Annotated in this window: 19 protein-coding genes, 1 pseudogene and 1 riboswitch; of the genes and pseudogenes, 15 read left to right on the top strand and 5 right to left on the bottom strand. The window is 67.7% G+C overall.

Going from position 1 to position 18,591, the window contains the following annotated elements; genetic code table 11:
- The first annotated feature begins 32 nt into the window (after positions 1–32).
- Together SMN802W_RS0107670 and SMN802W_RS18645 are read left to right on the top strand one after the other, a co-directional pair.
- Positions 33–1,529, top strand: a complete 1,497-nt coding sequence (locus tag SMN802W_RS0107670; RefSeq protein WP_019516323.1) for an NAD(P)(+) transhydrogenase (Re/Si-specific) subunit beta — start codon at positions 33–35, stop codon at positions 1,527–1,529.
- Positions 1,530–1,624: 95 nt separating this feature from the next.
- Positions 1,625–2,581: a winged helix DNA-binding protein gene (locus tag SMN802W_RS18645; RefSeq protein ID WP_019516322.1), complete on the top strand. Its 957-nt coding sequence runs from the start codon at positions 1,625–1,627 to the stop codon at positions 2,579–2,581.
- A gap of 152 nt (positions 2,582–2,733) precedes the next feature.
- On the opposite strand, the gene SMN802W_RS0107660 is transcribed toward SMN802W_RS18645, so the two are convergent.
- Both SMN802W_RS0107660 and SMN802W_RS0107655 read right to left on the bottom strand, forming a co-directional pair.
- Entirely contained in the window at positions 2,734–3,522 is a 789-nt protein-coding gene (locus SMN802W_RS0107660) for an SDR family oxidoreductase (protein WP_019516321.1), read from the bottom strand.
- Between the two features lie 36 nt (positions 3,523–3,558).
- Complete coding sequence (locus SMN802W_RS0107655; protein ID WP_019516320.1) at positions 3,559–4,704, bottom strand: acyl-CoA dehydrogenase family protein; 1,146 nt, start codon at positions 4,702–4,704, stop codon at positions 3,559–3,561.
- A gap of 157 nt (positions 4,705–4,861) precedes the next feature.
- Here SMN802W_RS0107655 and SMN802W_RS0107650 point away from each other — a divergent pair, with 157 nt between their 5' ends.
- The 3 genes from SMN802W_RS0107650 to SMN802W_RS0107640 all read left to right on the top strand — a co-directional run bounded on the left by SMN802W_RS0107650 (position 4,862) and on the right by SMN802W_RS0107640 (position 7,886).
- Positions 4,862–5,689, top strand: coding sequence for an SDR family NAD(P)-dependent oxidoreductase (locus SMN802W_RS0107650; RefSeq protein ID WP_019516319.1), 828 nt, complete (start codon positions 4,862–4,864; stop codon positions 5,687–5,689).
- Entirely contained in the window at positions 5,686–7,170 is a 1,485-nt protein-coding gene (locus SMN802W_RS0107645; RefSeq protein WP_019516318.1) for an MFS transporter, read from the top strand. Before SMN802W_RS0107650 ends, SMN802W_RS0107645 begins: the two co-directional genes overlap by 4 nt.
- 215 nt (positions 7,171–7,385) lie before the next feature.
- A complete protein-coding gene (locus tag SMN802W_RS0107640) occupies positions 7,386–7,886 on the top strand; it encodes a CHAP domain-containing protein (protein WP_156818788.1) in 501 nt (166 codons plus the stop codon).
- A 6-nt stretch (positions 7,887–7,892) separates the two neighbouring features.
- On the opposite strand, the gene msrB is transcribed toward SMN802W_RS0107640, so the two are convergent.
- Positions 7,893–8,390 (bottom strand): peptide-methionine (R)-S-oxide reductase MsrB, encoded by a 498-nt coding sequence (gene msrB / locus SMN802W_RS0107635; protein ID WP_037523564.1) that lies wholly within the window; start codon positions 8,388–8,390, stop codon positions 7,893–7,895.
- Positions 8,391–8,464: 74 nt separating this feature from the next.
- Between msrB and SMN802W_RS0107630 the strand changes: the two genes are divergently transcribed.
- The 10 genes and pseudogenes from SMN802W_RS0107630 to SMN802W_RS0107580 all read left to right on the top strand — a co-directional run bounded on the left by SMN802W_RS0107630 (position 8,465) and on the right by SMN802W_RS0107580 (position 16,357).
- Positions 8,465–9,745 (top strand): glutamate-5-semialdehyde dehydrogenase, encoded by a 1,281-nt coding sequence (locus tag SMN802W_RS0107630; RefSeq protein WP_019516315.1) that lies wholly within the window; start codon positions 8,465–8,467, stop codon positions 9,743–9,745.
- 19 nt (positions 9,746–9,764) lie between these two features.
- Positions 9,765–10,415: a nicotinate-nucleotide adenylyltransferase gene (locus SMN802W_RS0107625; RefSeq protein WP_019516314.1), complete on the top strand. Its 651-nt coding sequence runs from the start codon at positions 9,765–9,767 to the stop codon at positions 10,413–10,415.
- A gap of 96 nt (positions 10,416–10,511) precedes the next feature.
- Positions 10,512–10,883, top strand: coding sequence for a ribosome silencing factor (gene rsfS, locus SMN802W_RS0107620; protein ID WP_051083543.1), 372 nt, complete (start codon positions 10,512–10,514; stop codon positions 10,881–10,883).
- A 1-nt stretch (position 10,884) separates the two neighbouring features.
- Positions 10,885–11,307 carry a 23S rRNA (pseudouridine(1915)-N(3))-methyltransferase RlmH gene (locus tag SMN802W_RS0107615; protein WP_026325881.1) on the top strand — a complete coding sequence of 141 codons (423 nt, stop codon included), beginning with the start codon at positions 10,885–10,887 and terminating at the stop codon, positions 11,305–11,307.
- A gap of 3 nt (positions 11,308–11,310) precedes the next feature.
- Complete coding sequence (locus SMN802W_RS16655; protein WP_051083531.1) at positions 11,311–12,453, top strand: murein hydrolase activator EnvC family protein; 1,143 nt, start codon at positions 11,311–11,313, stop codon at positions 12,451–12,453.
- Between the two features lie 115 nt (positions 12,454–12,568).
- Positions 12,569–13,953 (top strand): annotated as a pseudogene (locus SMN802W_RS16650) (S41 family peptidase).
- On the top strand, positions 13,950–14,444 hold the full coding sequence (locus tag SMN802W_RS0107595; protein ID WP_019516308.1) for a disulfide bond formation protein B: 495 nt from the start codon (positions 13,950–13,952) through the stop codon (positions 14,442–14,444). Before SMN802W_RS16650 ends, SMN802W_RS0107595 begins: the two are co-directional and overlap by 4 nt.
- A complete protein-coding gene (locus tag SMN802W_RS0107590; RefSeq protein WP_019516307.1) occupies positions 14,441–14,974 on the top strand; it encodes a demethoxyubiquinone hydroxylase family protein in 534 nt (177 codons plus the stop codon). Before SMN802W_RS0107595 ends, SMN802W_RS0107590 begins: the two co-directional genes overlap by 4 nt.
- Before the next feature lie 9 nt (positions 14,975–14,983).
- Complete coding sequence (locus tag SMN802W_RS0107585) at positions 14,984–15,436, top strand: hypothetical protein (protein WP_019516306.1); 453 nt, start codon at positions 14,984–14,986, stop codon at positions 15,434–15,436.
- A gap of 135 nt (positions 15,437–15,571) precedes the next feature.
- Positions 15,572–15,652: riboswitch (ZMP/ZTP riboswitch) on the top strand.
- An 18-nt stretch (positions 15,653–15,670) separates the two neighbouring features.
- A complete protein-coding gene (locus tag SMN802W_RS0107580; protein ID WP_019516305.1) occupies positions 15,671–16,357 on the top strand; it encodes a DJ-1/PfpI family protein in 687 nt (228 codons plus the stop codon).
- A 16-nt stretch (positions 16,358–16,373) separates the two neighbouring features.
- On the opposite strand, the gene SMN802W_RS0107575 is transcribed toward SMN802W_RS0107580, so the two are convergent.
- Positions 16,374–17,006 carry a DedA family protein gene (locus tag SMN802W_RS0107575; RefSeq protein ID WP_019516304.1) on the bottom strand — a complete coding sequence of 211 codons (633 nt, stop codon included), beginning with the start codon at positions 17,004–17,006 and terminating at the stop codon, positions 16,374–16,376.
- A 167-nt stretch (positions 17,007–17,173) separates the two neighbouring features.
- Complete coding sequence (locus SMN802W_RS0107570; RefSeq protein WP_019516303.1) at positions 17,174–18,577, bottom strand: UdgX family uracil-DNA binding protein; 1,404 nt, start codon at positions 18,575–18,577, stop codon at positions 17,174–17,176.
- Between the last annotated feature and the right edge of the window lie 14 nt (positions 18,578–18,591).

The following is an 18,591-nucleotide window of genomic DNA, read 5'->3' as shown; positions in this document are numbered from 1 at the left end:
GGTGACGGACTTATCGGGGGGAGCAAGGGCAAGTGGAACAGGTCGCGGTCAATCCCTGGGTGGCGCTCGCCTACCTCGTCTCCGGCGTGTGCTTCATCCTGGCGCTGCGTGGCCTCTCCAGCCCGACGACCAGCCAGCAGGGCAACCGCTACGGCATGATCGGCATGGGGTTGGCGGTCGTGACCACGCTGCTGACGCACATTCCCACCGTGTCGCTGATCGTCGAGGGTGACGATTACGCCGCAATCTTCTCGCGCGTCGACAAGTCTGCGGTGTTCGAGATCCTTCTCGCGATCGGCGTCGGCGCCGCGATCGGCATCATCACCGCGCGGCGGATCGCGATGACCGCGATGCCGCAGCTCGTCGCCGCGTTCCACTCGCTCGTGGGGCTCGCCGCGGTGCTGGTTGCGGTTGCCGCCTATCTCAACCCGGTCGCGTTCGGCATCGCCGATGTCGTTACCCCGTTGATCGGCCAGCCGTTCGCCGTCATCCACGCGGTCAGCCGGATCGAGATGATCTTAGGGGTAGCGATCGGCGCTATCACCTTCTCAGGGAGCGTGATCGCCTTCCTCAAGCTCAACGGCAACATGGGCGGCGCGCCGATCCTGCTGCCCGCGCGCCACGCGATCAATTTGGGCGTGGCGCTCGCCATCGCGTGGTTCGCCTTCCACTTCTGGCTGACGCAGTCGCCGTTCGATTTCTGGCTCGTCGTGCTCCTCTCCTTTGCGATCGGTTTCCTGCTGATCGTGCCGATCGGCGGCGCGGACATGCCGGTCGTCGTCTCGATGCTCAACAGCTACTCCGGCTGGGCCGCGGCGGCGATGGGCTTCACGCTCCACAACACCGCGATGATCATCACCGGCGCGCTGGTGGGCAGCTCGGGCGGGATCCTCAGCTACATCATGTGCCGCGCGATGAACCGCAGCTTCATCAGCGTGATCGCGGGCGGCTTCGGTCAGTCGGCGGAAAGTGGCAGCGGTGGCGGCGCCAAGGTCGATCGTCCGTGGAAGCGCGGCTCGGCCGAGGACGCGGCGTTCCTGATGAGCCAGGCCGAACAGGTCATCATCGTGCCCGGCTACGGCATGGCGGTGGCGCAGGCGCAGCACGTGCTGCGCGAGATGGGCGACAAGCTCAAGGAACACGGCGTCCGCGTCAAATACGCGATCCACCCGGTCGCAGGCCGCATGCCCGGCCACATGAACGTCCTGCTCGCCGAGGCGAACGTGCCGTACGACGAGGTGTTCGAGCTCGAGGACATCAACTCCGAATTCGCGCAGACCGATGTCGCCTTCGTGATCGGCGCCAACGACGTGACCAACCCGGCGGCGAAGACCGACACGACCTCCCCGATCTACGGCATGCCCGTGCTCGACGTGGAGAAGGCCAAAACCGTGCTGTTCGTCAAGCGCAGCATGGGCGGCGTCGGCTACGCCGGCGTCGACAACGACGTCTTCTACATGGACAACACCATGATGCTGCTCGCCGACGCGAAGAAGATGGTCGAGGAGATCGTGAAGTCGCTCGACTGAGCATCTGCTCCATTTTGGCTGTTTTCTCCACATAGCGAGTGTTGTTGCGTTACGCTGCTGTCTCATCACGGATCACGGGAGAACAGGACGTGAGCATGGGCGCTAACCCGATTGGTGCCACGACAGGGTGGCACGTCGGCTCCGCTATCGAGCCGCCGGCTCGTTTCCGCGCGATCGTCATGGGTCGCGACGCGCACGACGCCGACACCCGCTCGGCTGCACTCGACGCGCTGGATGCCGAGGTCGTGCGTGAACTGCCGCTCGATGCGGATCTGACCGCGCTCGCCGAGGGGATGGGCCGGGGGGTGATGATCGTGGACCTGATCGGCCAGGACGACCCGTCGATCGACCTGCTCGAGCGTGCCGACGCGCTTGCGGCTTCACGCGACTGGCCGCTCGTTGTCGCTTTTCCGACCCGACACATCGATCCGGTCGCCGCCATCTGCACCCGCTCGGGCACGCACCTCCTGTGCGAGCCGGAAGTGGCCGAGTGGATCGCGACCTTCGCGATCGCGGCGGAGGGTAACGACGTCGGCTTGGCCGAGCGCGTCGGCGAAAGCGAAGTGGCGCGGCTCCAGCGGTTGAATAGCGAGGTCGCTCGCATCGCGGAGGTCGTCGCACGGCTCAGCCGGCAGAGCGAGGCCACCAAGCGTCGGCAGAACGAGGCGCGCGTTCAGGCGTTCACGCCACCGACGCCCGATTACGACATTTCCGCCGCGCAGGTGCGCGAGGTGATCCGCGCGCGACGGATGCGCGATCGCTTCTTCGAAGGCGGGCTGTTCGAGGACCCTGCATGGGACATGCTGCTCGACCTGCTTGCGGCGCAGATGGAGCGTGGGCAGGTCTCGGTATCGAGCCTGTGCATCGCCTCCGCGGTGCCGCCGACAACCGCGCTGCGCTGGATCACCCGGCTGACCGACGCTGGCCTGGTGGAGCGCGAAGCCGATCCGTTCGACCGGCGTCGCGCCTTTCTGCGGCTGTCACCAGACGGCGGCAACGCGATGCACCGCTACGTCGCCGCGGTGCGCGAGGCGAAGATCCCGTTCGTCTGAAGCAAGCGAACGAGGGCGATCGGCGCGGTCCTGCACTGCGGCTTCGGGCTGGGGGACACGATCACGCTGGTGACCGATCGGCCTCGTGCATGTGCCTTGAGCGGGCGGCAGGCACCTGATTACAGGCCGTCCTGCCGCCGCCACGCGCCGGGTCAGGCGTCGATCGAGCTGTGCAGGCTGGCGTTGACGACGCCGCCGTCGACCGCGATCGTCTCGCCAACGACGTAATCGCCCGCGCGGCTGGCGAGGAAGATCGCGGTTCCTGCCATGTCTTGGTCGACACCGATCCGCTGCGCCGGGATGCGCTTCGCCACCGCATCGCCGTGGTCGCGGGCGGCGCGGTTCATTTCGCTCGCGAACGCCCCCGGTGCGATCGAGGTGACGTTGATCGCGTCCTTGACCAGTTCGGCCGCCATCCGCTTGGTCAGGTAGATCAGCGCCGACTTGGATGCGTGATAGCTGTACGTGTCCCAGGGGTTGAGCCGCAGCCCGTCGATCGAGGTGATGTTGATGACCTTGGCCGGCCGTTCGGGACTAGCCGCCGCCTTCAGCAAGGGATGCAGCGCCTGCGTCAGGAAGAACGGCGATTTGACGTTCAGGTCCATCACCTTGTCCCATCCGCTTTCGGGAAACTCGGTGAAGGGTGCCCCCCAGGCGGCGCCTGCATTGTTGACGAGGATGTCTAGCCGCTGCTCGCGCTCGGCCAGCTTCGCCGCCAGGTCGCGGCAGCCATCGACGGTCGACACGTCGGCGGGCAGGCTGATGCACTTGTCGCCTAGTTCCGCCGCGGTCTCGTCGCACGCAGGCGCCTTGCGGCTCGATACGTAGACGGTCGCGCCCTGCGCGATGAAGCCGGCGGCGATCATCTTGCCGATGCCGCGGCTACCCCCGGTCACCAGCGCGACGCGGCCATCCAAACGGAAAAGCTTGCTCGTATCCATCACCTACTCCCCTTTTTCTGATCAACCGGAACGCGGTCAGCCGCCGCGCTTCATCGTCTCGCGCGCGATGATGATCTGCTGGATTTGGCTCGTCCCTTCGTAGATGCGGAACAGCCGCACGTCGCGGTACAGCCGCTCGATCCCGTAATCCGCGATGTAACCGGCGCCACCGTAGATCTGCACCGCGCGGTCGGCGACGCGGCCAACCATCTCGGAGGCGAAATACTTTGCCGCCGCGCTTTCCATGACCACGTCCTTGCCGGCGTCCTTCGACTTGGCGGTTTCCAGCACCAGTGCGCGCGCGGCGAGCGCCTCGGTCTTGCTGTCGGCGATCATCGCCTGGATCAGTTGATGGTCAGCAAGCGGCTTGCCGAACTGTTTGCGCTCCGCGGCATAGGCGACGCAGTCGGCAATCAACCGCTCGGCGACCCCGACGCAGACCGCGCTGATGTGCAACCGCCCGCGGTCGAGCACGCGCATCGCGATCTTGAAGCCCTCTCCCTCCGCGCCCAACCGATTAGCGACCGGCACCGCGACATCGTCGAAATTGACGTCGGCGACCTTGGCGCCCTTTTGCCCCATCTTCTTTTCCGGCTCGCCGATCGTAATGCCGGAGAGCGACTTGGGCACAAGGAACGCCGAGACGCCGCGTGCGCCGGGATCGTCGCCGGTGCGTGCCATGACGGTCAACAGGTCGGCCTTGTCGGCGTTGGTGATGTAGCGCTTGGTGCCCGACAGCCGGTACACGTCACCGTCGCGTACCGCTCGCGTCTTCACAGCTCCCGAATCGGAGCCGACATCGGGTTCGGTCAGCGCAAAGCTGGTGACGATCTCCCCGCTCGCGATCCGCGGCAGCCACTCGGCCTTTTGCGCCGGGGTTCCCGCCATCACCAACCCCTGGCTACCGATCCCGACGTTGGTGCCGAAGGTCGACCGGAACGCGGGCGTCGTGCGACCCATTTCGATGGCGACCTTGGCTTCCTCCAGCATGGTGAGCCCAAGTCCGCCATATTCCTCCGCGATCGAGAGCCCGAACAGCCCCATGTCGCGCATTTCCTGCACGACGCTGTCTGGGATGGCGTCGTTCTCCTCTACCTCACCCTCGAGCGGGCGCAGCCGGTCGGCGACGAAGCGGCGCAGATGGTCGATCAGCGCGTCGAAGGTTTCGGTGTCGAGAGCCATGTCCTGTCCGCCGTAAAGAAGCTTTCGCGCTCTATCGTGCGATGTCGGCAGAGACAAGGCCGGCAAACCGAACATTCGAACCGTAGCGTGTTGACGGGCAAATGCCCCATACTATGATGCTGAAAACGCCGGCGCGATCGGACAAGAGGAGAGTGTGATGCGGTTGCAGGGCAAGCGTGCGGTCGTGACGGGCGGCGCATCGGGCATCGGTCGCGCAACTGCAATCCGGTTGGTCGAGGAAGGCGCCGAGGTGTGGATCGGCGACATCGACGCGGTCGCGGGCGAGGAGGTCGCCGCAACCTGGAATGGGCGCATCCACTTTCAGCACACCGACGTGACCAGCGCCGACGCGATCGCCGCCTTGCTGCACATGGCCGAAGACGCAGGCGGGCTCGACATCCTGTTCAACAACGCAGGCGCGGGCGGTGCTCGCGCGGCGATCGACGCGATTGCGCCCGAGGATTGGGACTACACGCAGGCGCTGCTGCTGCGCTCGGTCGCGCTCGGCATCCGCTACGCCGCGCCGATGATGGCGAAGCGCGGCGGCGGCGCGATCATCAACACGTCCAGCGTCTCGGCGCTGGGTTCGGGCTACGCGCCCACTGCCTACTCGACCGCGAAGGCGGGTGTGCTCCACCTGACTAGGCTGGCCGCCGCCGATCTCGCGCAGCACGACATTCGCGTCAACGCGGTGATCCCAGGCTTCATCACGACCAACATCTTCACGCGCCACCTTGATGTGTCCGAGGAGAAGCGGGCGCAGGCGAACGAGGCGATTGCCGGCATGGCGGCGCATGCGCAGCCGGTCAGGCGCGCGGGTCGTGCGGAGGATATCGCCGCTGCGGTCGCCTATCTCGCCAGCGACGACGCCAGCTTCGTCACCGGGACCTCAATCGTCGTCGACGGCGGCCTGACGATCGGTACGCGCGCGAGCTGGGATGCGACGCAGCCGTCGCTCTTCGCGGCGCTGGAGGCTTTCCAGTGAGCGATGCCGCACCGCCCGCCACGGCAAGCAGCGCGCCCCGGCAGCGTCGGCTGTCTCCTGCGACGATGGCGAGCTACGGCATCGGTGCCGCGGCTTACGGCGTGAAGGACTCAGGCTTCGGCACCTTCCTGCTGTTGTTCTACAATCAGGTGGTGGGCGTGCCCGCGGCGACGGTCGGACTTGTCATTATGTGCGCGCTCATCATCGACGCGTTCGTCGACCCGACCGTGGGCTTCTTCTCCGACCGGACGCGTACGCGTTGGGGGCGGCGTCATCCATGGATGTACGGTGCCGCGCTGCCGATCATGCTCGGCTGGCTGATGCTGTGGAACCCGCCGCACGCGTCCGAGCAGGTGATTCTCGGCTGGCTGTTCGCAGTCGCGGTGCTCGTCCGCTCCGCGGTCAGCGCCTATGAGGTGCCGAGCCAGGCGCTCGCCGCCGAATTGTCGGGCGATTACGACGAGCGCACGCGCATCATGGCGTATCGCTACCTGTTCGGCTGGGCGGGCGGGTTGCTGATGCTGGTCGGCGCCTATGTGTATTTCCTCGCGCCGACACCCGCTTTCCCCAACGGCTTGCTAAGCCGCGCCGGCTACACCGGTTTCGCGATCGCGGGCGCACTCTTCATGGGCGCAACGATCCTGATCTCCGCGTGGGGCACGCACAAGGAGATCCTCAACCTGCCCAGGCCGCCGGCCACGCGCCAGTCGCTCGCCGACAATTTCCGCGAGATGCGCGAAACGGTGAAGAACCGCGCCTTCGCGATCCTGATGCTCGCAGGACTGTTCGCCTATACCTCGCAAGGCATCACCTATGCGATGACCAACTACCTATACAGCTACGTCTGGGGTCTGCGCGGCTTCTCGTTCGTGTGGCTAAGCGTGTCGCTGTTCGCCGGTGTGGCGGTCGCCTTCGTCGCGGCGCCGCGGATCGGCGCGATCGGCAGCAAGCCGCGCGGCGCGGCGCTCGCGGCGCTGCTCGGCATGGCGATCGGGACCACGCCCTACTGGCTTCGCCTCGCCGGCCTCTTTCCCGCGATCGATGCGTCGGTCGCGCTGCCGCTGTTGTTCGCCTTCGCCGCCAGCGCCACCGCCTGCGGGGTGACGGCCTTCATCCTCGGCGCCTCGATGCTCGCCGACGTGGTGGAGGATTCGGAGGTCACGACCGGGCGTCGCTCCGAAGGCGTGTTCTTCTCCGGCGGCTTTTTCATCCAGAAGTGCACCAGCGGGGTCGGCATCTTCCTCGGCGGGCTGATCCTGACCGCGGCCGGCTTCCCGGCCAAGGCGCAGCCGGGACAGGTGCCGGTGGCGGTGCTCGACCGGCTGACGCTGATCTACGCCGGCTGCTACGTGCTGCTCGGCTGTCTTGCCGCGTTCTTCTACACGCGCTTTCCGTTCGGCCGTGCCGAACACGCGCTCCGGATGGAGCGGCTGAGCGGCGCTGTCGTGATCGATTCCGGCCTGCGCGAACCCGTCGCCTGACCGCGTAAAAAGGACAGTGTTTCTGCGCGTTTAATGCGCCCGGATGCGGCTCGTCGTCGCGGCTACTCACTTCGTCGGAAAAGGTTCCAGGCGCGTTTGTTCTTTCGGAAACACCCCGCTAGCTGAACCTCAAGTTACTCATCTGACCGGGGGGTCATCCCTTGAACGTGAAGAATTTCGCAGCGCGTTTTGCGCTGGTGTTGTCGTGCGCCGTGATGACGGCGGTTCCCGCCTCGGCTCGCGTCCTGCAATGCGTGCCGTTCGCACGCGAGGTGTCGGGCATCGACCTGCGCGGCAACGCCAACACCTGGTGGGGCCAGGCCGCGGGTCGCTACGATCGTGGCAGCACGCCGCAGGTCGGCGCGGTGATGGCGTTCAAGGCGACGTCGCGGATGCGGGTCGGCCATGTCGCGATGGTCAGCCGGGTCGTCAGCGACCGCGAGGTCCTGTTGACCCACGCCAATTGGTCGACGCGCGGCGGGATCGAGCGCGATGTCCGCGCGGTCGACGTGTCGCCCGCCGGCGACTGGAGCCAGGTCCGCGTCTGGTATGCCGCCAACCACGACCTCGGCACCTCGGTGAACCCGGTGTCCGGCTTCATCTACGCGCACGGTTCGCGCAGCGTCGAGCCTGCGGTTGCCGAGCCTGCGATGCCGACCGTTACCATCGCCACCAACGCCCCGGTCCATGTCTCGGGCGGCGTCGCGATCAACTGATCTCGCTCAGGCGGGGCGGAACGTCATCGCCACGCCGTTCATGCAATAACGAAGCCCGGTGGGCTTCGGACCATCGTCGAACACGTGACCCAGATGCCCGCCGCAGCGTGGGCAATGCACCTCGGTCCTGACCATTCCCAACGTCGAATCGCGACGCGTCGCCACTGCCCCCTTCAACGGTGCCCAGAAGCTCGGCCAGCCGGTGCCGCTCTCGAACTTGGTCTTGCTTGAATACAGTGGCCGCGCGCAGCCCTTGCATGCGAACACGCCGGCGCGATGCTCGCCGTTGAGCGGGCTGGAGTAGGGCCGCTCGGTCCCTTCCTCTCGCAACACCTGATAAGCGGCCGGTCCCAGCTGCGCGCGCCACTGCGCGTCGGTCTTCGTCAGGGGAAAGTGCTCCGCCGCCGATGCCGAGTGCGCACCGCACGCCATTAAGGAAGTGGCGGCCGTGCCTAGCCCGGCGAGGGTCAGGAAACGGCGGCGATCAACGAGCTGCTGTGTCATCGGCCCGATGTAAGAAGCGTCGTGCGCGGCACCAGTGGAGCACGGCGTTCGCGTCGTGCGCGGCGTCGTATTTCATGCTAGCGCAGGCCGCGATGCTCGACCCGGACGCCTCGACAACGCTGATCGCGCGCATGGGCGGGGCCGCGCGGCAGGCGGCCGCGGTTCTCGCGACCGCGCCTGACGCGCTCAAGGCAGACGCGTTGCGGCGCGCGGCCGATGCGCTGCGGGCTGACGGCGCGATGATTCTCGCGGCAAACGCAATCGACGTGGCGCGCGGGCACGAGGCCGGCTTGTCGGACGCAATGCTCGACCGGCTGCGGCTCGATCCAGCGCGATTCGAGGCGATCGCCGCCGGCGTCGCCGCGGTCGCCGACCTCGCCGATCCGGTCGGACAGGTGATCGACTACGCCACGCGTCCAAACGGGCTGACGCTGTCACGTGTGCGCGTGCCGATCGGCGTCATCGGCATCATCTACGAGAGCCGCCCGAACGTCACCGCCGACGCGGCTGCCTTGTGCGTGCGCGCCGGCAACGCGGTGATTCTGCGCGGCGGCTCGGAAGCGATCGAGAGCAACGGCGCGATCCACGCCGCTATGACGAAGGGGATCACCGCGGCCGGGCTGCCTGCGGAGGCGGTGCAACTGGTGTCGACCACCGACCGTGCTGCGGTCGGCGCGATGCTCGCCGCCGACGGGTTGATCGACCTGATCGTCCCGCGCGGCGGCAAGAGCCTGGTCGCGCGCGTCCAGGCCGAGGCGCGGGTGCCGGTGTTGGCACACCTCGACGGGATCAACCACGTGTTCGTTCACGCCTCCGCCGCCCCCGACATGGCGCGCAGCATCGTGCTCGATGCCAAGATGCGCCGCACGGGCATCTGCGGTGCGATGGAGACGCTGCTGATCGACCGCGATTTTGTCGATCCCGTGATGTTGGTTGAGGCATTGCAGCAGGCGGGATGCGAAGTGCGTGGCGATTCCTTTGAGGCGTCGATCGGTGAGATCGTGACGCCCGTCGAGCCAGCCGACTGGGACACCGAATATCTCGACGCGATCTGCTCGGTCGCGCTGGTCGATGGCGTCGACGCGGCGCTGGCGCATATCGCGCGTCACGGCTCGGGCCATACCGATGCGATCGTGGCGGCTGACGCGGCCATCGCCGAACATTTCCTTGCGCGATGCGACAGCGCAATCGTGCTGTGGAATGCCTCGACGCAATTCGCCGACGGTGGCGAGTTTGGGTTGGGCGCTGAGATCGGCATCGCGACCGGTCGGCTGCACGCGCGCGGGCCAGTCGCGCTCGAAGGGCTGACGACCTACAAATGGCTCGGGCGCGGCAGCGGGCAGGTCCGCGGTTGAGCGACCGGTACCCGCGGCGATGACGCGCCGCATCGGCCTTCTCGGCGGGTCGTTCAATCCGGCGCATGCCGGGCATCGCCGCATCTCGCTTGCCGCAATTGAGGCGCTCGCGCTTGATGAATTGTGGTGGCTCGTCTCGCCCGGCAATCCGCTCAAGCCCGCAGCCGGGATGGCGGCGTTCGCGGCCCGGCTCGCCTCGGCGCGGGCGATGGCGCGACGCAGCCGTATCCGCGCGACCGACGTGGAGGCGCGGCTCGGCACGCGCTACACCGTCGATACGCTTCGCCTCCTCACGCGCCGCTACCCGCGTGACCGCTTTGTCTGGATCATGGGGGCGGATAATCTGGCGCAGTTTTCCGCCTGGCACCGCTGGCGCGAGATCGCGCGCACGATGCCGATTGCGGTTGTCGCGCGGCCCGGATATGATGCGCGTGCTGTTGCGGCGCCCGCAATGGCTTGGCTTCGACGCTTCGCTCACCCGACGCGCCGTGCCGATGAATGGACCGACTGGAGTGTGCCGGCACTGGTGCTGCTGCGTTTCCGCCCGGACCCGACCTCCGCGACGCTGAAGCGCGCCGCCGATCCCTTGTGGTATGAACGCTTCATGCCCGCCAACCATGTGGCACCAACGGTTCGTGCCCCCATATCCCCATCTGAACCGGCAAACTGAGGAGCAATCTTGCCCGCCACCCCCGTTTCCGCGGCCCCGTCCGTTTCATCGGCGAGCGTCGCGAACCGAACGCTCGATCCCGACCATGTCGAGGCGCTGCATCGGCTTGTTCTGCAATCGCTCGACGATGATCAGGCGGTCGACACGATCTCGATCCCGCTTGCGGGCAAGTCGTCGATCGCCGATTACATGGTGATCGCCTCGGGCCGGTCGACGCGTCAGGTCGCCTCGATGGCGGCGAAGATCGCCGAGAAGATCAAGGCCGAGACCGGGCGTTCCGCACGGATCGAAGGGCTGCCGACCGCCGATTGGGTGCTGATCGATGGCGGTGACGTGATCGTCCACCTGTTCCGGCCCGAGGTGCGGACCTTCTACAACCTTGAGCGCATGTGGTCGTTCGGCGACGCGCCCGCGGTGCCCGCCGACACCGCCACGCCCTCCGCCGCATCGACCCCGGGGAACGCCTGACCTGCTGCTCCACATCGTCGCGCGGGGTCGGATCGGCCGCTCGCCCGAGGCGGAGCTGGTCGATCGCTACCTGAAGCGGATTGCCTGGCCGACGCGGATGACCGAACTGCCCGATAGCGGCGGGCGCGAGCCCGACCGTGTCGCGCACAGCCGCCGCGTGCTGCTTGACGAGAAGGGTGAGGTGCTCGGCTCGACCGCGTTTGCGCAGACGCTCGGTCGCTGGCGCGACGACGGCGTGCGCGAGGCGCGCTTCCTGCTGGGTGCCGCCGACGGGTTCGGCGATACCGAACGTGCGGAGGCCGACCTGCTGGTGTCGTTCGGCCGCGCGACCTGGCCGCACCTGCTCGCGCGGGCAATGCTGGCCGAACAGCTGTTCCGCGCCACCAGCATCCTCGCCAACCATCCCTACCACCGCGAGGGGTAGCGGGTGCGTCGCCTTGTCTCCGCCGGTGCAGCGCTTGCGTTCAGTGCTTCATTGCTCGGCATCGTCGCGCAGGCGACCGCCGCGCCGAAGGACGTCGCTTCCCCGGCGATCCGCACGGCCGCGGCGAACCGCGCAGCCGCGCAAGGACGAGCCGCCCGCGCCGACCGTGCGGCCGCCGCCTCGGGCAACGTCACCCGCCGCGCCCGTCTGCGTGAGGCGGCGCTGGAGGCGCGGGTCGAGATGGCGGAGGCGGAGATAACGATCGCGGCCCTGCGTGCGGCTGCGACTGACCAGGCGCTCGCACAACAGCGCCGACAACTCGCCGCGCAACAGGGGCCGATCGCGCGGTTGCTTACCGGCCTGACCGCGCTGGCGCGCCGCCCCGCCGCGATTGCGATCGTCCAGCCCGGCAGCCTCGATGATCTGGTCCATGTCCGCGCGGTGCTCGGCGCGTCGCTGCCGATCGTGCGGCAGCGCACGGCGGCGATCCGCGGCGAGTTGGCGCAGACGCGCGCGCTGCACGCCAGCGCCACGGCGACCGGGGCGGAACTGGGGGCAGGGCGCGCGCAGTTGCTGGCGGCACGGCATGCGCTGGCGACCCTGCGCGACGAACCGCTTGATGCGGGTAGTGCGTCCGATCGCGCGGTGGCGCTCGGTGAGCGCGCGCGCGATATCGTCGATCGGCTGCGCGGTGCGGGCGACGCGCAAGCGACGCTCGCCAACCTGCTCGCGCTGCCCGGCCCGCCGATCGCGGCAGCCGCGGGCCAGTTGGGCGCGCCGTACCGGCTGCCGGTCAGCGGGCAACTCGTCACCGGTTTAGGCGAGCTGTCCGACAATGGCGTCCGCGCACGCGGACTGACCTTCGCGGTTGCGCCTGCCGTGCGCGTCGTCGCGCCCGCCGCCGGGCGGATCGTCTTCGCGCAGCCGTTCCGCGGCTTCGGCACGATCGTCATCATCGATCATGGGCAAGGCTGGGTCACGCTGCTGACCGGGCTCGGCAGGCTAGCCGTTGCGCGCGATGCGCAGGTCGCCGCGGGCGATCTGATCGGTGCCGCCGCGTCCGTCGGCCGAGGCGGCGAGCCGCCGCAGGTCACCGTCGAGCTCCGCCGCCGCGGCCGTCCGGTCGACCTGACGATGCTGATCTGACCGGCGCGCGTCCGGCCACGCCGCTCAGCCGCGGTTAAGCCCGCTGCTGCTTTGATACACCTCGGTTTTCCGCTACACGCATGCCCTACGCCCTCGAGGATCAAGCGCCCACCGCATGAAGTCGAAACTGCTCCAGGCCACCGCACTCGTCGCCACGGTCGCGCTCGTGCCCGTCGCCACCGGCGCGATGGCCGCGCCGATACAAGCACCTACCGCGAACTCGACAAGTTCCTCGACGTCTACAACCGCGTAAAGGCGGATTACGTCGACAAGGTTACCGACGAGCAACTGGTGAAGGGCGCGATCGACGGCATGCTCGCCGCGCTAGACCCGCATTCCAGCTACGTCGACGCGTCCGATTTCGACAATCTCCGCATCATGACGGAGGGTAATTACGGCGGCCTGGGTCTCACCGTCTCGATGGAGGACGGTGCGGTGAAGGTCGTCGCGCCGCAAGAGGATACGCCTGCCGGCCGTGCCGGGATCAAGTCGGGCGACTATATCACTCACATCAACGGCAAGCTGATCTACGGCGGCACGCTCGACGAGGCGACGTCGCAGATGCGCGGAAAGCCGGGCAGCAAGGTCACGCTGACGCTGATCCGCCCCGGCCGCGACAAGCCGATCGCCGTGACCCTCGTGCGCGAGGTGATCGTCCAGCGCCCGGTAAAATGGGAGGTGAAGGGCGATGTCGGCTACGTCAACATCAACACCTTTTCCGAGAATACCGGCGCCGACACGCGCGCGGCGATCATGGCGATCGACAAGGCGCTGGGGCACAAGCCGCTCGGCTATGTCGTCGACCTGCGCGAGAACGGCGGCGGCCTGCTGACGCAGGCGATCGCGGTGTCGGACGCGTTCCTCGATCACGGCGAGATCGTTTCGCAGCGCGGCCGCGACAAGGCAGACATCGAACGTTACTTCGCCAAGCCCGGCGACGATGCCAAGGGGCTGCCAGTCGTCGTGCTTACCGACTCCGGCACCGCGTCGGCCAGCGAGATCGTCGCCGGCGCACTGCAGGATCATCACCGTGCGCTGATCATGGGTGAGAAGACGTTCGGCAAGGGGTCGGTGCAGACGCTGCTGCCGCTCGGGCCACGCACCGCGCTCCGCCTCACCACCGCGCGCTATTTCACGCCGTCGGGGCGCAGCGTGCAGGAGGGCGGGATCGAGCCCGACATCCGCGTGCCGCAGCTGTCCGACCCCGATTACAAGACGCGCCCCGTCTTCCGCGAGGCCGATCTGCGCCGCCACCTGATCAACGAGATCAAGTCGCCGGATAATGCGGTGCTGGAGGAGGATACCAAGGAGGACCCGCGCTTCACCGCCACGCCCGCGAGCCTTGAGAAGCAGGGGATCAAGGACTTCCAGCTCTGGTATGCGCTCAAGACCATCGCGCGGCTGGGCGGCGCGCAACAGGTCGCCGCGGTCACCGCCGCGATGGCGAAGCCCGTCACTGGCGCCACCCCCACCCGCGCGCCCGGAACCCCGCGCAAGTGACCGCGATCCTCAACGCATCGCAGCGGCGCGCGCGCATCCTCGCGCTCCTCGTGCCTGCCGCGCTGCTGGCGGGCGCGTGGAGCTTTCAGCTGATCGGGCATCTCTACCCGTGCGAGATGTGTCACTGGCAACGCTGGCCGCATTACGGCGCGCTGGTGCTCGCCGTCCTGTCGTTCGTTGCGGGCGGTGCGCGGACGAAGGCGACGCTGGTGGCGGGTGCCGCGGCGCTGATCGCGATCTCCGGGCTGATCGGCATCTTCCATGCCGGTGTCGAATATCACTGGTGGCAGGGGATCACCGCCTGCACGATGACGATCAGCGGCGCAGGCCGATCGACTGATGCGATGTTGAAGGATCTGCTCGCCGCCCCCATCGTTCGTTGCGATTCGGCGCAGTGGACGCTGTTCGGCGTCTCGCTCGCAGGATGGAATGCCGCGGTGTCGCTTGTCGGTGCGGGCGTGATCGGCTGGCTGCTCAGGAGGCGTGCATGACGTGGAAACCGGGTGACCGTCCGGTCAAGAGCCAGTCGATGATCCGCGTCGACCAGGCGGGTGAGTTCGGCGCGACGCGCATCTACGCGGGGCAACTTGCGGTCATGGGCCACCGCACCGCAGTGGCGCGCGAGATCGCGGGCATGGCGTTGCAGGAGGAAAAGCACCGCGCCTTCTTCGACCGCATGATCGCCGAGCGCGGCGTTCGCCCGACGTTGCTCGCGCCGTTCTGGGACGCGGCGGGCTTCGCGCTCGGCGCAGTCACCGCCGCGATCGGCCCCAATGCCGCGATGGCGTGCACCGCCGCGGTCGAGACCGAGATCGACAAGCATTATGAGGAGCAACTCGCCGAATTGGGCGACAGCGATCCCGAGCTGTCCGACGCGATCCGCGAATTCCAGGCCGAGGAACTCGAGCACCGCGACACCGCGCTCGCGCACGGGGCCGAGCAGGCGTTCGGCTATCCGATCATGTCGGCCGCGATCCGGCTCGGCTGCCGCGTCGCGATCGCCGCGGCGAAACGTATCTGAGGAAGGCCTATGCGTGCTCTGATTGCCCTGCCACTGATGCTCGCGGCGAACACTGCGATGGCGCAAGGCTCCGGCCCACCCGCGCCGACGACGCCGCGCATTGCCAAGGTGACTGCGGCTGACGGCGTGTCGAAGAGCGCGCCCGTCAACGGCGTGCTTGTCCTCTACGGCAACGAACGCTGCCCGACCAACGCGAACAACGAGGAAATCGTGGTCTGCGTCCGCCGCTCCGCCGAGGAGCAGTTCCGTATTCCCAAGGAACTACGCAACTTCGAGGTAACGCCCGAGAATGCGAGCTGGGCGGTGAAGGAGCAGGCGAACCGTACCGTCGGCAACACCGGTGTCGGCACCTGCTCCGCAGTCGGCGCGGCGGGCGCCACCGGGTGCAACGTGCAGGACCTGTCGGCATGGAAGCGCGAGCGTCAGGCGACGCGAAAGGCGGAGACGCCCGACCTGCCGTGATCGACCCGCGGGTTCCTCGTCCTCCTGCGCGCAATCCGCGGTGACGTTTCTTTGCCGTGCGATGGTGGTAGCGTTGCCACCTTACCCAACCCAACCGGCGGGTTGAGCCGGATCACATCCTATTCTACGCTTGGACAAGACTCGCGTAACTGGCGCATTCGCGGAGCACCGCGGGGAAGCGCGACGTCGCTACCGCCGCGCGCCTGGGCACTCGTTAGATAGGAGCCCCTCGCCATGCCGATCCGCATCGCCTTTCTGCTGTTTTCGAACGTGACGCAGCTGGACCTGACCGGCCCCGCACAGGTGCTGTCGCGGCTTGGCGACGCGCAGGTCGACTTAGTCGCCGCGACGCGCGATCCGGTGCTGACCGATGCCGGCTTCGCGATCCTGCCGACGGCAGCCTTCGACCAGGTGCCAGGCGCCGATATCCTGTGCGTGCCCGGCGGCATGGGTGTGAACGGCGCGATCGCCGACGATGCGACGATGGCGTGGGTCGCGCAGGTTGGTGAAGGGGCAGAGTGGGTGACCAGCGTCTGCACCGGCTCGCTCATCCTCGGCGCGGCGGGGCTGCTGTGCGGGCATCGCGCGACGAGCCACTGGGCGCAGCGCCACATGCTGCCGTTGTTCGGCGCGGAGCCGGTCGCCGAACGCGTCGTGTGCGACCGCAACCGCGTGACCGGCGGCGGCGTGACCGCCGGCATTGACTTCGCGCTGACGCTCACCGCACTGATTCGCGGGCAGCGTCACGCCGAATTGGTGCAGCTCAGCCTCGAATACGACCCAGCGCCGCCGTTCGACGCCGGTTCACCTGAGCGGGTCGATCCGGCGCTGCTCGCCGCCTACCACCGGCGAGCGGCGGCAGCGGCGGGAGAGCGCGACGCCGAATTGCGCGCGCTGGCGGCACGCCGCAACTTCGCCTGATTGCGCGCCCGCTATCTCAGCCGTGCTTCTTCATGCCGCGCATGCGGTGCCAGACGTAGAGGGCGATTGCCGCCACCAGCACGACGCCGATCACTGCGTCGGCGCGGTGGAAGAACGCTTTCAGCCGCGGATCGCTGTTCCACTGGTCGCCCAGCTTCATGCCGATCCATGCGAGCAGCAGGCAAAACGGCCATGACCCGATGAAGGTGTAGACGTGGAACGGGATCAGCTTCATTCGCGCGACGCCTGCGGGAAAGGCGATAAAGGTGCGGATCACTGGCAGCATCCGTCCGATCAGGATCGCGAAGCCACCCCATTTGTTGAAGAACCGATCGGCGAGGTCGAGCTCGCCCGGACCGATCAACACGTAGCGCCCGAACTTCTCCGCCAGCGGTCGCCCGCCACGCTTGCCGATCTCATAGGCGACGATCGAGCCCAAATTGCACCCGATCGCGCCCGCGGTCGCGGCGGCGAACAGCTCGAACCGCCCGGTCGACACTAGATAGCCAGCGAACGGCATGATGATTTCTGAGGGCAGTGGAATGCACGCGCTCTCAATCGCCATCAGCAGCACGATGCCGAAATAGCCCATGCCGGAGATGACGGCGATGGCGAATGCGGCAAGCGTTGCTAGGAGCTTCTCGACCATAGCCGCGCGCTTGCGCGAAACGGCGGCCGAAAGGAAGCCGCTTTTCTGAGCACGTCTGCCGGTCATGCCGGGCGGCAACGTTTCGACGCGCGTGGTTGGGCAAGATCGCCGCGCTGATCGTAGACGAGCGCGACGCCGCCGGCATTCCTACACCATCCCCGTCACCATCATCCGGTAAGCGCGTGCGCCGCGCGCAGGTCCTCGACGAACTTTGCATATTCGGTTTCGCGCGCCGCCTCGTCGGGCAGCCGGAGGAGGTAGCTCGGGTGCACCGTGATCCATGCGATGCCGCCGCCCTCGCTCGGCAGCGTCAGCGCGCGACCGCGCTCGCGCCCGATCGTCATCGTCTTGCCGAACAGGCTGCGCGCCGCGGTCGCGCCCAGTGCCACCGTCACTTTGGGGCGGAGCAGCATCTGCTCCTGCTCAATCCACCAGCGGCACGCGGTGATCTCGCCCGCGTCGGGCTTGGCGTGGATGCGCCGCTTGCCGCGCGGCTCGAATTTGAAATGCTTGACCGCGTTGGTGACGTAAGTTTCCTCGCGTGTGATCCCGGCCTCGGCGAGGGCACGGTTGAACACCTGTCCCGCGGGGCCGACGAAGGGGTGTCCGGCCAAATCCTCCTGATCGCCCGGCTGCTCGCCGACGAACATCATCGATGCCGCGATCGGTCCCTCGCCGAACACGGTCTGCGTCGCGTGTTTGTACAGGTGACAGCGCGTGCAGCTCATCGCCTCCTCACGCAATGCTGCCCATGCCGCCTGCGCATTGCCGCCGACTGCCGTGCGTGCCTGCGCGATCATTCCGCTCTCCCGTGCCTGCGCAGTCGCCAGCAGCTCAGGGACGAGCGCGGTTTCCGGCATGTTCTTCCAATATTTGCGTGGCATCTCCTTCAACATCGCGCCGACCTTGACCCGCGCGGGATTGAAGATGCTGGCGTAATAGGTTTTCCATACGTCTTCGATCGGGTCTCCCTCGGGCGCATCGCCGCGCTGCGCCCCCGGCCCTTGCGACAGCGCCGCCCCGTCCCAGTGGAGCGACACCTCGGGGGTCAGGATCGACCAGCGCATCGACGCGAAGCGGTTGACGAAGAAGGCGGCATTCGCGCGCACGATATGGTGATCGGGCTCCCACCAGGCGACAAAGCGCGTGGCGCCGTCCTCTTCCACCTCGCGAAAGCGCAGGAATGCGCGCATCTTGTGGATGTCGCGCCGCACATGCTTGGCGAGCCCGTCAAGTCGCCTGACCAGCGGATCGGCCTGATCCTCGACCAGCTTGGGCTCGCGCCGCAGGCGGTAAAGCGCGGTGTAGAGAAGGGCAAACCGCTCGGGATCGTGGTGGAGCGCGGCACTGCGCGCGAGGTCGAGGAACGCCCGCGACACCTTGAGCGCCGGCTCGGTCGGATCGTGCCGCGGCGCGGGCGCATCACTTCCCGCCGCGGCGAACAGGTCGCCCGGCACATCGCCGATTTGCCAGACGACTTCATCCGGCGGCATGTTGTCGGCCGCCAGCCCGCGCGCCGCATCGCGCCAGGCGTCGAAATCATCGGGGGCGGGCAGGGTGACGACGCGCATGCATCCGAACAACC

Origin of the sequence: Sphingomonas sp. Mn802worker, from assembly GCF_000382485.1 — a bacterium.
GTDB lineage: Bacteria > Pseudomonadota > Alphaproteobacteria > Sphingomonadales > Sphingomonadaceae > Sphingomonas.
The sequence above is the reverse complement of the archived record's forward strand: the minus strand, read 5'-3'. Positions and strand labels throughout refer to the sequence as shown.